This is a genomic window from Pseudoalteromonas sp. CNAT2-18.1, from assembly GCF_022347865.1.
GTDB classification, from domain to species: Bacteria; Pseudomonadota; Gammaproteobacteria; order Enterobacterales; family Alteromonadaceae; genus Pseudoalteromonas; species Pseudoalteromonas ruthenica.
The window spans coordinates 323,612-337,421 of the sequence record NZ_JAKRFR010000004.1; the positions used below are offsets into that span (position 1 = coordinate 323,612).

Below are 13,810 nucleotides of genomic sequence, written 5' to 3' on the forward strand. Positions count from 1 at the left end.
GTTATGAGAATTGTACTGCTTACTCTTTTACTTTGGATAGTCGCCCCAGTTTACGCGTTCCAAGTACAGCCTATGGTGGCCGAGCTTGCGCCTATGGGCAAGCAAGCGCAGCGTAATATGCGTATCGTAAATATTGAGGATACACCTCTGACGGTGGAAGTCAGTGCTAAGAACTTGGTCATTAACAGCCAAGGTGAAGAGCAACTCACTAATAATGACAGCGACTTCTTAATTCTGCCAATGACAGCGGTTATTCCGCCAGGGCAAGCGCAAACAATCGTCGTGCGTTACATTGGTGAGCCGGCGCTAGTCGCGTCGAAAGCGTACCGTATTGTCATTGACCAAGTGGCTCTGCCAAATCAAGCGCAGTCCTCTGTAGGTATGGCTCTGAGCTTTCGTACCTTATTTAATGTGGCTCCTGAAAACGCTAAAGCAAATCTTGCGATTACTGACATTCGTAGCGACGAAAAAGCGTGGCAGGTCAATATCAGCAACTCAGGTAACAAGTATATTCGCCTTATTAAAACCAAATGGATACTACAACAAGGCGAAGAACAACGAATAGTACAAGGTCCGGCGCTGTCTGCGGCTTTGCAAACCAGTTTTATTCCTCCTAATAGCGCGCGCGTGATTGGGTTTACGCCTCCTCCTGGGTTTAAAGCTGAAACGACAAAAGTGCGCATTGAGCCCTTGAGTCACTAGTATGGCTAAGTGGTTGTTGCTCTTTGGCACTCTGATCACCAGCCACTTGCTAGGTGCTGTCGAGGTCACACCCATGGTGCAGCATATTAGCCATAAGCCGGGGAGCCGTGGTTATTTTGTTATTCATAACCCAAGTAATCGTGAGTTTGCGTTTGAGCTGGGTGTTGAGCGTATTCACTTTCAAGATCAAGGCTATAGTTCGAGTGAAAGTGATGACCTGATGGTCTTTCCGCCAGCGATGATTTTAAAGCCAGGGCAGTCGCAGCGTGTTCAGATAGTGGTCGACAACATACCAGCTAACGGTGTAGAGGCTAGTTACTTCGTGCGGTTATTGCAGCAGTCGCTGATATTATCGCAGCCACAACTGCAGATGTTATTAGATATTAATGTTGTTGTGCACTTGGATGTAGCGGGTGCAAGCAGTGATGTGCGCATAGTGGACTCGAACATTACTGCGCACAATGCAAGCTTAACGGTTCATAACCAGGGAAACGCGAGAGCATATCTTAGTTCACTACCTCTGGTACTTATCAGCGCTGATGGTGAAAAAGTTCTTTTACGCGACAGTGATATTGCGCGGCTCTCTGAGGACAGCTTATTGCCTGCTAAGAGCAGCCGTAATATTAGCTTAAGCTCGCAATGGCATCAGTATTTACTTTCAAAGGCAGTAGGGAAGGCGCCATGGCGGCTCGCGTTGCGCCAGTAATTAGCCTGTGCTTATTGTTACTGATTGGCTGCTGTTGCTCCGTTGCTCATGGGGCGCTGAATCCAACAGGCCAAGACCTGGATTTGAGTGTGGAGCTTGTCGTAAATGGTGCTAATTTGAGTGTGGTTGATATTCGCATTGCAGCAGATGACACCATTTATGTTGATAGTGATGAGTTTATACACGCGCTAACACCACTGGTACTGCCGACAATCACAGGCTCATTAGCGCAGCCACAGAAAAAATGGTTACCTTTGCTTACATTACGTGAGCAGGGCATTCGCGTGCAATTCGATATGAGTCAGTTCCAGCTAGTGACCTCTATTGAGCGTCAGCTATTGCAAAGCCGCACGGTGTCAGCGGCGCAACAGCAACCGTTCTTGGAAGCGCATAAAATGGCTCCCTACAGTGGTTATCTCAATAACTATCTGAGCGTTATTAAAGAGCAAGCATCGAAAGAGAGCCTCAGTGAGGAGCAACTTACCTGGCGCACCGAACTTGCACTGCGCGCCCATGGTTGGCTGTTGGAGTCGGAGCAGCAACTTCAACACGGACGCTCGGCTCGGGCGAGTCGATTAGGAACTCGTGTCAGCTATGACTATGCGGATATAGGAGCGCGTCTTAGTCTTGGTGATAACTACGTACTCGGTGGCTATTTTCAGGGCAGTGAGTCGAGTTTAGGCGTTGCCTTTGTTAAAAATTTTGCGCAAATTACACGCCACTCCCCACGTCCCTCTGCTTCACAGAGCTTCACTCTCGAGCGCCCCTCCAGCATTGATGTGATCGTTGAACAGCGAGTCGTAAAACGTTTACAGCTTGGTCCCGGAGTCTACACGCTTGCGGATATTCCGTTGCAAGAAGGCAGCAATGATGTGTCGTTAAAAATAACGGATGATGCGGGTAAAGTGGAGGTGATCGAGTTTGATATTACCACCGGCTTAGATTTGCTCGCCCAAGGCGATTTGCAACTGCAAAGTTTTGCTGGTGTATTAAGTCAAGCCTCTGCAACGGGGTATGACTACCTTTGGCAGCAACCCTTTATTAGCGCGAGCTTTGACTATGGGTGGTCGCCTAATCTAACCTTAGGCGCTGGGCTGCAATGGCATGAGCAAAGTACGCAATTGAGCGCTCGGGCTACCTATGCAATGCCGTGGTTTATTGCCGCCAGCGAATATGCGTTGAGTCATCACCCTCACTTAGGAGCTGCACAGGCCTACCGAGCATCTTTACGCAGCTACCGGTCTAACTCTGGCAGCGAATTTCAGCTCGGTTACGAATATGTAGCGAAAGCCTACACTCCGTTGCAGGTAAGTACTGTTAAAGCGGCTCGCTCATTGCCAGTGCAGCACCAGTGGCAGTTTGACTACAGCTATGTATTTGATAATGCCAACACAGTTAACTTTTCCCTCAATGCGCAAAAACGTCATCAACAAGGTAGCAAGAAACAATCTTGGCAGCGCAGTGCCACTTTGAGTGTAGGCGGGCATAGTTGGCAGCAAGGTTGGTCTTGGCGAGTATTTACTGGAGTTCGTGATGAGGGTCAGCGGGATTACAACTTAGGTTTCAACATCAGTTATCAATTTGCTCAAGGTAAGCGCCTACGTTTGTACGCACAACAGCGAAAACACCTTGAGCGCTTAGAATACAGTTTCCAGGGGAGTGCTCAACATATTGGTGTGAGCCAATTCACGGCTGGCATTGAAAACAGCATTGATTATCAAAGCGCCGTCGATGTGAGCATGCGATACAATGGCAACCGTTTTGGTAGTGCACTGGATCATGGCAGCTTTTATAAGCGTTTACAGGCTAATGAAGGGCGGCATCAAACCCGTCTCTCACTCTCAACGGCCCTGGCGTTCGCGCAAAATCAGTGGGGGGTGGGGCGTACAATTAACGATAGTTTCGCTTTAGTCGATACGCACTCGAGTTTAGATGGGTTAAAGGTACGTTTGACCGACCAAGGTCAAGCAATACGCGTTAAAAATGATGGCTTAGGGACCATGTTGCTGCCTGATCTTAACGCCTATAGCCAAGGTGGAGCGGCGGTAGATATTCCTAACTTACCCATTGGCTATGACATCGGCACGGGGTTATTGCGGTTCTATCCTCACTATCGCTCTGGTCATTACATCAAGGTCGGCTCCAGTGCCAATATTACCGTGATGGGAACACTTATTGATGACGATGAAACGCCCCTTGCTTTAACCGTGGGTGAAGCGGTATGTGGTGATGATGTGAAAGCTTTTTTTACTAATCGTCAAGGACGTTTTGCCATCACCGGCATGAAACCGTGTCGCTATCGCATTCGTTTTGATGATACCCACTTACCGAGTGTCTCGCTGGAAGTTGAGGATGAACAACAATTGCAAAGAAAAGGGGTGATTTATGTGCGTTAAATGGGTGTGTTTAGTATTAGCGCTTGCTGCTTTGCCAAGTACAGCACAACAAAGCTGCACGGATATGCAACTGCACATTGAAGAGCTCAGCGACACCTTGGCAAGCTACCGCCCTCAGAGCACGGCGCAGGCGAGCTATCTATTGCGTATTACGCCTAGGCAACACGAAGACTGTGAATTTCAACTCAGCTTACACTCTCAGCAGCAGTTCCGCCTACATGGGGATAAGGCGCGCCTTAGTTACGATGTGCACAACGACCAAGGTCAGGCACTGGCGATGCCTATGCATGTGCGCGGCGCTCAAAGCACCATTATCAATCTCAAATTAAGGCGTCAACAATCAGCACCTGCTGGGTTCTACGAAGACACTCTGCTTATTACCGGGCACTTCCAAGGGCAACTAATAACGCAAGCAAATGTGGTGGTTGATACTCATCTGCCACAGCGCTTTTCGTTGACCTGGTTAGGACACAATGCGCGCCAAGCGAGCGTCAATCTTGGTGAGCTGCGCAGTAACAAAGAGTATCATCACCTTCCTAGTTTACAGGTGCGTAGCAACACTGACTTGAGGTTATTGATGCGTTCACAAAACCAAGGGTATTTACTGCATGATACGCAAAAATCTGCTTGGCGTATTGGCTATTCGCTAGCTGTGGCTGGGCGTTGGTACGACCTACAACATGCGCGACAATTGCCAATCGCTGCACAGCAGTCTACTCAATTGCTGCCGCTGGCCATTCGCTTGCAAGATTTTGAACGTCAAGTGGCAGGCCGATACAGCGATATTATTTACTTTCGAGTAGAGCCTCGCGAGTTGTAATTGTTCAGGTCAGATGCTGCTGCGACCAAAGCATGGCTTGTTGTTTGTTTTTCACACCGATTTTTTGATAAATCTTATGTAGGTGAACACGCACGGTCGCATCGCTGATGAATAATCGCTCGGCAATGCTAATAAGCGGCATTCCAGAGGCCAGTAACTTAAGTACCGTCATTTCTTTTTCGGTCAATAGAGACTTTTGGCTTTGCTGGTGCTCTTCTGTGGCTAGGTAATGGCGCATCCAGTGATCCGTTACTTTACGTGGGAACCACAGCTTTCCTTCAGCAATGGCTTGCAGGCCTTGCATCACCTGCTCATCAGTACTTGGGGCAATAAAAACACCGCGCAGATTAGGCCAACGTTTAAGGTGGCCGAAGTTCATATCGCTGGGCACATTGGCTATGACTAAGTGCTTTAACTTGTTTTGATGCATAAAGCGGGTAACGGAGGTTGGGTCAACTAAATCACTGATTACCTGATAATCAAGTAATAGAGTATTGAATTGTGGGTAACTGCTGATTAGTTGGGTGGTCGTGTCCTTGACGTGCGCTGAAGTCATTTATCTCTATCCTTATCTTAACGACTTGCAACGGATACTAGCACATTTGTATTAGGGATGTGAATAAAGAAGGGACGCGCCACAATGCCATGACGCGTCGTAATCGCTTATTTAACTTCTTTACCTGCTGCTTGTTGGTCAGCATGATAGCTAGAGCGTACAAAGGGACCACAGGCTGCTTGGGTAAAGCCGATGTCATCTGCGTACGCTTTTAAAGCGTCAAATTCCGCTGGTGGCACGTAACGTTTTACCGGCAAGTGGTGTTTCGAAGGCTGTAAATACTGGCCTACTGTGAGCATATCGACATTGTGCTCACGTAAGTCGCGCAGCACTTCTTCGATCTCGCTCATTTCTTCACCTAACCCTACCATTAGGCCTGACTTGGTGCGCACCTCAGGGTGTGCTTCTTTAAAGCGCTTTAATAGCTCTAAAGACCATTTGTAGTCTGCGCCTGGACGAGCCAATTTATAAAGGCGTGGAGCTGTCTCTAAATTGTGGTTAAAGACATCTGGTGGTGTCTCGCTGAGGATCTCTAATGCTCGGTCCATGCGACCACGGAAATCTGGCACTAGAATTTCAATGGTAATGCCCGGGTTGTGTTTACGAATCTCGCGAATACAATCGGCGAAATGTTGGGCCCCTCCGTCACGTAAATCGTCGCGGTCTACCGAGGTGATCACCACGTAGTTGAGCTTCATGTCCTTGATAGTCAGTGCCAGCTTTTCTGGCTCTTGAGCATCAGGTTTCAGTGGACGACCATGAGCGACATCGCAAAACGGACAACGACGCGTACAAATGGCTCCTAAGATCATGAATGTGGCGGTGCCGTGATTAAAGCATTCAGAAAGGTTAGGGCAGCTCGCCTCTTCACACACGGAGTGCAAGCCGTGCTTACGCATTGCCTGTTTAATGCCATCAATGCGCTCGTTAGATTTAGGTAAGCGGATTTTCAGCCACTCTGGCTTACGTAGCATTTCGTCTTTTTCAGTCGGTAGGACTTTGACCGGGATAAGCGCCATTTTCTCAGCGTCACGTAATTTTACACCCGGTTGCATTCTTACTGATGATTTCGTCATTCTTTCGCTAACCCTTGTTGATACTCAACGTGTTCGGGGTTGAGTCGTTTAATTAATTGCTCGACAAGCCCTTGACCGGCTTGCTCTGTGGACTGAGGCCCATTTAAATCTTTACATTGCACCATTTGCATACCCGCATAGCCGCACGGGTTAATGCGCAAGAAAGGCTCCAAATCCATATTGACGTTCAAAGCCAAACCATGGAAGGAGCAGCCTCGACGCACGCGCAAACCTAAGGAGGCAATCTTGGCGTCATTAACATAGACCCCAGGTGCATCTTTTTTGGCGTAAGCGTCGATTCCATATTCACCAAGACTGTCGATGATACTGTCTTCTAGCCAGGTAACCAGGTCGCGTACACCGATTTTCAATCTTCGTAAGTTGAAAAGTACGTACAGCATTTGCTGTCCTGGGCCGTGATACGTGACTTGTCCGCCACGGTCTACTTTGACCACAGGAATGTCACCGGGCATTAGCAAGTGCTCGTCTTTGCCTGCTTGGCCTTGCGTAAATACAGGTTCATGTTCTACCAGCCAAATTTCATCGGCACTGGCCTCGTCACGGGTGTCTGTGAAGGTTTGCATTGCCTGCCAAATAGGCATGTATGGGCGAGAGCCCAATTGGCGTACTATTAAGGTGCTCAATGTCAGTCCTTAAAAGGCTTACAGAACGTAGCGTACATCATCAATGCTACCTAATTCAGTATAGATAACTTCGATATGCTCTTTTGATGTCACCGTCGCAACTAAAGTCACTGACTCATAATTACCTTTACTGCTCGGTTTCGTTTTTGGTGCATAGTCGCCAGGGGCGTGCTCTTGCATAACCGTTAATACCTGTTCCGTCAGGCTCACGTTAGCAAGACCCATCACCTTAAATGTGAAAGGACAAGGAAACTCTAGATATTCATCAAATTTGGTATTTTTGACCGGTTTGACCACGACAATAAACCCTCTTAACTACAGACGACGGTGTGTTTAAAGTATACGGAGCAAAGCTCTTAATAGTGCGTATTCTAGCATTTTTTAAGGTAAAAAAAACGCCCCAACAAGTGGGGCGCTCGGTAATGTGTGATCCGCTATAACAAATCAGCAGCGATTACATGATTTGTAAGCGCAAATAGTCGTAGATCTTGCTGAAAAAGCCACCTTCTTCAATACTTTCCAGTGTTACCAGTGGGTAGTTGGCCACATCTTCACCGTCAAGTTGTAAGTACAAAGTGCCTACTTTGGTGCCTTTCTCTAGTGGCGCTTCAAGTGTCGTATCGAGCTCAAAGTTCGCTTCTAGGTTCTTCTGTTGGCCACGAGGGATAGTGATAGGCGTGTCTTCTAAAATGCCTAACGCCACAGTCTCTTTGTCGCCCATCCAGATGCGTTGGTCGGCAAATTTGTCGCCAGCTTTATACGGTGTGATGGTTTCGAAAAAACGAAAGCCGTAGTTAAGCAGTTTTTTGCTTTCCACTTTACGTGCACGCTCAGAGCTGGCACCCATGACCACGGCTATTAAACGCATATCACCCTTAGTGGCAGAAGACACTAAGCTATATCCGGCTTCGCTAGTGTGACCAGTTTTAATGCCGTCTACGTCGAGGCCTTGATCCCACAGCAAACTATTGCGGTTAAATTGTTTGATACCGTTGTAGGTAAAGTCTTTTTCTTTATACAGCGCGTATTCGTCTGGCACATCACGGATAAGTGCAGCACCTAAGGTCGCCATATCCCGAGGGGTAGTGAAATGCTCGTTGGTGTCTAAACCATGGCTGTTGATAAAGTGGCTGTTATCCATGCCAAGCTTCTGCGCGTGGGCATTCATGAGATCGGCAAATGCCGATTCACTTCCCGCAATATGTTCGGCCATCGCTACACACGCATCGTTACCCGATTGAATGATGATACCGCGATTTAAGTCTTCAACGCTTACTTGCTTACCGACTTCGATAAACATTTTTGATGACTCTGGGAAATTTTTCGCCCATGCATTTTCACTGACGGTCACCATATCTGAGGGGGAGATGTTACCGGCATTAATTTCTGTACCGATGACGTAGCTCGTCATCATTTTCGTAAGGCTAGCGGGTGCCAATTTAGTGTCGGCTTCGCCTTCGGCGATCACCTTGCCCGTTGTGAAATCGACAAGAAAGTGGCCCTTAGCGTTAACTTCAGGTGGAGCCGGAATGATCTGCGCTTGAGCGGCAAACACTGAGCTTGCACACAGTAATCCGCCTAGGCCTTTGAGAAGAGAATGTTTAATTGATTTCATTATGCTTTTAAATATATTTTAGGTGAAAATGCGAATTGGTTAATATCTTAAAGGGCATGGTCATCATAAAGCAAGAAAGCTTGGGCGAATTGGCCACTTTTTAATTGCTTCAATAGCGACTGTGCCTGATTTTCATCAGTTATTGGACCTAAGCGTAAGCGAAAAATTCCATCATTTTGCTTTTTAATATTCGTTGGTACGTGATACTGCTGCTCCAATTGATAAGCCAATGCTTCAATATTAGCGAGTCTTGAGCCCGCAGCGACTTGAATATACTTAGTACGAGGTTTTGCGTCGGCAAGGGTAACTGCTTCGAGCTTAACCCGCGCTGTACCTTGGCGGTGATAGCCCAGTTTGTAGGCTGCTGAGTATGATAAATCAATAATCCGGTCGTCATGAAACGGGCCGCGATCATTGACGCGAACGATCACGCTTTTGCCGTTATCGAGGTTGGTCACTCGAACGAAGCTGGGTAAGGGCAGGGTTTTATGGGCTGCGGTCATGGCGAACATGTTGTAGGTCTCGCCATTGGAGGTGTGATAGCCATGAAACTTACGGCCATACCACGAAGCAATACCTTGCTGTGTAAACCCTCGTTCGTCAAAAATAGGCACGTAATGGCGCCCACGAACTTCATAAGGACGATTTGCAGCGGCACTTTTGGGTTCATCGGTGATCACCGCGTCTTGCAGCTCCAGCGCAGTAGGCTGGCGTAAAGGTGCGGCATCATGGCGCATATGATAGCGCCCCGATGGCGTACTACAGGCACTTATTAAAAGTGTTATAAGAGTAAGAAAAAGCGCACGAACTGCCATTATTTATTTAACATCCGTTTTTCTGTGGCGATACTCATAATAATGCCAAAACCCGCCATCAGAGTCACCATTGAGGTGCCGCCATAACTGATCAGTGGCAAGGGGACGCCTACGACAGGTAATAATCCAGACACCATACCGATGTTGACAAACACATAAACGAAGAAAGTTAGGGTTAAAGCCCCTGCGAGTAACTTACCAAAGGCTTCTTGGGCATTCACGGCGATGTAGAGGCCGCGAGCGATAATGAATAAATACACCCCTAAGAGGATTAACACGCCAATTAGGCCAAACTCTTCACTCAGTACTGAGAAGATAAAGTCGGTATGGCGCTCAGGTAAAAACTCCAACTGCGATTGGGTGCCTTGCAACCAGCCCTTGCCTTCTATGCCGCCCGAGCCAATGGCGATTTTTGACTGAATAATATGGTAGCCAGCACCGAGGGGGTCGCTTTCCGGGTTTAAGAAAGTAAGGACTCGCTGCTTTTGATAGGCGTGCATACCATAGTGCCAAAATAAGGGAGCACCGGCGCCAACGAGCACAGCCAAAGAGCCAATCAGCTTCCAGCTTACACCGGCCAGAAACAACACAAAAATCCCCGAGCTGGCGATCAGAATAGATGTCCCCAAGTCGGGTTGTTCTTTAATTAGCAAAGTGGGCACCATGACGATAACCAGCCCGATAAACAAATGCCCCAAGCGAGGCGGCAGATGATTGCGGCCAATATACCAAGCAACGCCCATGGGCACCGCAAGCTTCATAATCTCTGAAGGCTGAAAACGAATACCAATGTCGAGCCAGCGCTGTGCACCCTTGGAACTGACACCGACAAACAACACCGCGATGAGCATCAAGGTGCCCATCAGATACAAAGGCACAACAACACGCTTTAACGTAGGTGGAGAGACCTGTGCAAACACTAACATAGCCACTAGAGCGCCACCCATCCGGGTGCCGTGGCGCATCATCATATTCCAATCTTGGCCGCTAGCACTGTAGACGATGCACAAGCTTGCGAACATCATGGCGAGCAAGGCTAAAAACAGCGGCAGGTCGATATGCACGCGTTGCCATAAAGAGTTGTGCTGATGTAATGGCGTCATTGCGATTCATCCTGTACTTCGCTGGCAATGGGGTTCGCAAGGAAATAGTAGTCCATTACCTCGCGGGCGATTGGGGCGGCCACCGAGCTGCCACCACCACTGTTTTCAACAATGACTGTGACAACGATTTGCGGGTCGTCAAACGGAGCAAAACCAACATAAATGGCGTTATCACGATGGCGCTCTTTGAGCTTATCAGCGTCGTAACGCTCGCCCTGGGCAATGCTCACCACCTGTGCGGTGCCTGTTTTACCGGCTGGATCATAATTAGTCCCTTTGAATGCCTTATGCGCCGTACCTGTGACTTTTTTCACGGTATTATGCATGGCATCTAAGGCAATTTGCCAATGCTCAGGTTTTTGTAATTTTACCGGTGGCTTTTCGTCGTCATTAACGGTGGTAATATCGCTATCACGGCGTAATTGATGAACTAGGTGGGGCGGATTGTGTACGCCGCGATTGGCCATGATGTTGACGGCATTAGCAATTTGAATCGGGGTTGCTGTCCAATACCCTTGGCCGATCCCTACAGAAATCGTATCGCCACGCCACCAAGACTCGCGAAAACGGTCTTCTTTCCACTCCTTGGAAGGCAAAATAGCCGTCGTTTCCTCGTGGATATCAATACCGGATAAATCGCCAAAACCAAACTGCGCCATAAAATTACTAATTTTGGTTATGCCAGCACGGTAAGCGATGTCGTAAAAATAAGTATCGCATGACTCTTCTATGGCTTTATAAACGTCGACATGGCCATGACCCCAGCGCTTCCAGTCGCGCCATTTGTGTTCAACGTTGGGAATTTGGAAAAAGCCAGGGTCCCACATTTTTGTTTCTTCGGTCACCAATCCCTGCTCTAAGCCAAAAATCGCCATATGTGGTTTGATGGTTGACGCCGGGGCATAGCGGCCTTGGGTAGCACGGTTTATAAGCGGTCTATCAGGGTTAAGCAGGGCTTTGTAATTTGCTGAGCTAATACCGTGAACGAATAAGTTAGGGTCATAGCTGGGGTTAGAGTACAGCGCTAAGATGCCTCCCGTTTTTGCATCTAATGCGACAATGGCACCACGTTTATCCTTTAATGTCATTTGCGCGATTTGCTGCAGCCCAATATCGAGGGTCAGCATTAAATCTTTACCGGGCACCGGAGGCGTTTCCTCAACGCGACGTAATACTCGGCCTCGGTTATTAATCTCCACCGATTGCGAGCCTACCTGACCATGTAACTGCGACTCATAAAACTTCTCAAGCCCGAGCTTACCGAAATCCCGGGTGGCGCGATAATTGGTGGCCAAGCCTTGCGCTTCCAGGTTGGTTAGTTCTTTTTTATTCAGTTTGGCAACATAACCAAGAGCATGAGTGAGGGTATCTCCGAAGGGGTAGTACCGGGCTAAGCGAGCCTCGACACTGAACCCTGGGAATTTATGTTGGTTTACAGAAAATAGCGCTACTTCTTTGTCATTCAAACGGCTTTTTAGCACCTGACTCTGGAAGCGGCGGTTGTGGCGGATATCGTCGAGAAACTCTGCACGCTGCTGCTCGCTAATATTGAGTAATGCGCTAATATCGTCCAGCGATTGTGTTAGGTCATCCACCTGTTCGGGGATCACCTCGAGGTTATAAACCGGCTTGTTCTCGGCCAGCAAAGTGCCGTTCCTATCGTAAATTAAGCCTCGGTTAGGGGCCACAGGCAACACTTTAATTCGGTTATCGTTGGAACGGGTTTGATAGGTTTTGTGCGCCACCACCTGTAGGTTGTAGAGATTCGAAATTAAAATGGCGACCAGAATAAGAACAAAAATAAAAGCCGTAAAAGAACGGCGCGCAAACAAATTGGCCTCGGCGGAATGATCGCGGATAGGAGTGCGTTTACGCAGCATAAAAACGGCTATTCTCGGTGATAGGGGTGATTGTTATTTAAGCTCCAGCCTCGATATAGGCTTTCCGCTACGATAATGCGAACCAGCGGGTGAGGCAAGGTTAAATTCGATAACGACCACTTTTGCTCGCTGCGGGCAATGCACTCGGGAGCTAGCCCCTCAGGGCCTCCGATAAGCAAACTGACATCACGACCATCGAGTTGCCACTTTTCCATGGCCTTGGCAAGCTGGTGCGTGTCCATCGCTTTGCCTGTCACTTCTAAGGTAACAATACGATTTCCCTTTGGAATGGCCGCTAAGGTGCGCTCACCTTCTTGCTGTAAAATACGTTTGATATCGGCATTTTTGCCGCGTTTACCAGCGGGTATTTCAATCAGCTCTAGAGCCATGTCCTTGGGAAACCGGCGTTGATACTCGCTAAACCCTGTCTCTACCCAAGATGGCATTTTGGTCCCCACAGCGACCAGTTGGATTTTCACCGTTAACCCCAGAGTTTCTCGAGTTGGTAAAAGTCACGAGTTTCATCTTGCATCACATGCACGACCACGTCACCTAAGTCCACCAATACCCATTCACCGATGTCTTGTCCTTCCATGCCTATCACATCTAAGTCATGTTCCTTGGCCTCTTTGGCAAGATGTTGGGCGATGGATTGAACTTGGCGTTTGGAATTACCCGAACAGACAACCATGAAATCAGTAATGTTCGATGTGTCGCGAACATCCAAGGTAATGACGTCACGCGCTTTCATATCGTCAATTTTATCTAATGCAAAATCAAGAAGATTGTTGGTTTGCAAAATGCACTCTCTAAGTTAGTTAAAGCTTTCTAAGCGGCGTATTTTACCACTATTATCAACCTATATACAGGCGCTTATCGCGGATATATTGGTACACGGGCGGCGTAAGCAGTTCCTCACAAGGCTGCTGACGTTGTAATTTGGCGCGCACCTCGGAGGATGAAACCGCCAGCTGCGGGCCGGGTAAAAAGTAAACAAGCCCGCTGCGTTGGTTATTGAGCGCCGCCCCTTGCTGACACTGATGCTGTGATAAGTATTGTGTGAGTGTTGCGGAGAGGTCAAGGCGCTCTTGTGGACGCTGATAGACCACTAAATGACACAAAGATGTAATTTGCTGCCATTGATACCACGAATCAAAGCTGTTGAATGAGTCCAAGCCCATCAAAAAGAGTATTGGCTCTTGGTGATTACCGGCACTATCTAGTTCTTCACGTAACTCTTGTAGGCTCAGTAGTGAGTAGGATGGACCTTCGCGATGCAGCTCGCGCTCATCGATTTTAAAGCGCGGCTCGGAGGCTATGGCTAAGCGTAACATCGCCAGTTTGTCAGCATTACTGATGTTGCTCGCCTGCTTGTGAGCAGGGACGCGGTTAGGCATAAAAAATAGTTGCTCACTATTGAAGTGATTTAAGCACTGATTAGCCATATTAAGATGGCCGATATGAACCGGATCAAAAGTACCGCCGAACAGAAGCATA

General features: G+C 48.1%; 15 protein-coding genes. 4 read left to right on the top strand and 11 right to left on the bottom strand.

Annotated features, from left to right (window positions below):
• Positions 1–3: 3 nt before the first annotated feature.
• The 4 genes from MHM94_RS10800 to MHM94_RS10815 are packed head-to-tail and all read left to right on the top strand — an operon-like array spanning position 4 to position 4,624.
• Positions 4–702, top strand: a complete 699-nt coding sequence (locus MHM94_RS10800; protein ID WP_235419929.1) for a molecular chaperone — start codon at positions 4–6, stop codon at positions 700–702.
• A 1-nt stretch (position 703) separates the two neighbouring features.
• A complete protein-coding gene (locus MHM94_RS10805) occupies positions 704–1,408 on the top strand; it encodes a hypothetical protein (RefSeq protein ID WP_235419930.1) in 705 nt (234 codons plus the stop codon).
• Positions 1,384–3,804, top strand: a complete 2,421-nt coding sequence (locus tag MHM94_RS10810) for a fimbria/pilus outer membrane usher protein (protein WP_235419931.1) — start codon at positions 1,384–1,386, stop codon at positions 3,802–3,804. Before MHM94_RS10805 ends, MHM94_RS10810 begins: the two co-directional genes overlap by 25 nt.
• Positions 3,794–4,624, top strand: a complete 831-nt coding sequence (locus MHM94_RS10815) for a hypothetical protein (protein ID WP_235419932.1) — start codon at positions 3,794–3,796, stop codon at positions 4,622–4,624. Before MHM94_RS10810 ends, MHM94_RS10815 begins: the two co-directional genes overlap by 11 nt.
• Before the next feature lie 4 nt (positions 4,625–4,628).
• Here MHM94_RS10815 and MHM94_RS10820 read toward each other — a convergent pair whose 3' ends face one another.
• The 11 genes from MHM94_RS10820 to nadD all read right to left on the bottom strand — a co-directional run bounded on the left by MHM94_RS10820 (position 4,629) and on the right by nadD (position 13,809).
• The gene (locus tag MHM94_RS10820) at positions 4,629–5,180 is read right to left on the bottom strand and encodes a LuxR C-terminal-related transcriptional regulator (protein WP_022946388.1); all 552 of its coding nucleotides are present in this window, start codon (positions 5,178–5,180) and stop codon (positions 4,629–4,631) included.
• A gap of 107 nt (positions 5,181–5,287) precedes the next feature.
• Positions 5,288–6,256 (bottom strand): lipoyl synthase, encoded by a 969-nt coding sequence (gene lipA / locus MHM94_RS10825; protein WP_138589182.1) that lies wholly within the window; start codon positions 6,254–6,256, stop codon positions 5,288–5,290.
• Positions 6,253–6,906, bottom strand: coding sequence for a lipoyl(octanoyl) transferase LipB (gene lipB / locus MHM94_RS10830; RefSeq protein WP_026111315.1), 654 nt, complete (start codon positions 6,904–6,906; stop codon positions 6,253–6,255). Before lipB ends, lipA begins: the two co-directional genes overlap by 4 nt.
• Positions 6,907–6,918: 12 nt before the next feature.
• Positions 6,919–7,197, bottom strand: a complete 279-nt coding sequence (gene ybeD / locus MHM94_RS10835; protein ID WP_022946385.1) for a DUF493 family protein YbeD — start codon at positions 7,195–7,197, stop codon at positions 6,919–6,921.
• Positions 7,198–7,354: 157 nt separating this feature from the next.
• Positions 7,355–8,515: a serine hydrolase gene (locus MHM94_RS10840; protein ID WP_022946384.1), complete on the bottom strand. Its 1,161-nt coding sequence runs from the start codon at positions 8,513–8,515 to the stop codon at positions 7,355–7,357.
• A 47-nt stretch (positions 8,516–8,562) separates the two neighbouring features.
• Entirely contained in the window at positions 8,563–9,330 is a 768-nt protein-coding gene (locus MHM94_RS10845; RefSeq protein WP_235419933.1) for a septal ring lytic transglycosylase RlpA family protein, read from the bottom strand.
• Positions 9,330–10,433: a rod shape-determining protein RodA gene (gene rodA / locus MHM94_RS10850; protein WP_022946382.1), complete on the bottom strand. Its 1,104-nt coding sequence runs from the start codon at positions 10,431–10,433 to the stop codon at positions 9,330–9,332. Before rodA ends, MHM94_RS10845 begins: the two co-directional genes overlap by 1 nt.
• Positions 10,430–12,313, bottom strand: a complete 1,884-nt coding sequence (gene mrdA / locus MHM94_RS10855; RefSeq protein WP_045979816.1) for a penicillin-binding protein 2 — start codon at positions 12,311–12,313, stop codon at positions 10,430–10,432. The genes rodA and mrdA overlap by 4 nt, the downstream gene beginning before the upstream one ends.
• An 8-nt stretch (positions 12,314–12,321) precedes the next feature.
• Complete coding sequence (gene rlmH / locus MHM94_RS10860) at positions 12,322–12,792, bottom strand: 23S rRNA (pseudouridine(1915)-N(3))-methyltransferase RlmH (RefSeq protein ID WP_022946380.1); 471 nt, start codon at positions 12,790–12,792, stop codon at positions 12,322–12,324.
• Between the two features lie 2 nt (positions 12,793–12,794).
• Positions 12,795–13,112 carry a ribosome silencing factor gene (gene rsfS / locus MHM94_RS10865; RefSeq protein ID WP_022946379.1) on the bottom strand — a complete coding sequence of 106 codons (318 nt, stop codon included), beginning with the start codon at positions 13,110–13,112 and terminating at the stop codon, positions 12,795–12,797.
• A 55-nt stretch (positions 13,113–13,167) separates the two neighbouring features.
• Positions 13,168–13,809 (bottom strand): nicotinate-nucleotide adenylyltransferase, encoded by a 642-nt coding sequence (gene nadD, locus MHM94_RS10870; RefSeq protein ID WP_152441013.1) that lies wholly within the window; start codon positions 13,807–13,809, stop codon positions 13,168–13,170.
• Position 13,810 lies beyond the last annotated feature (1 nt).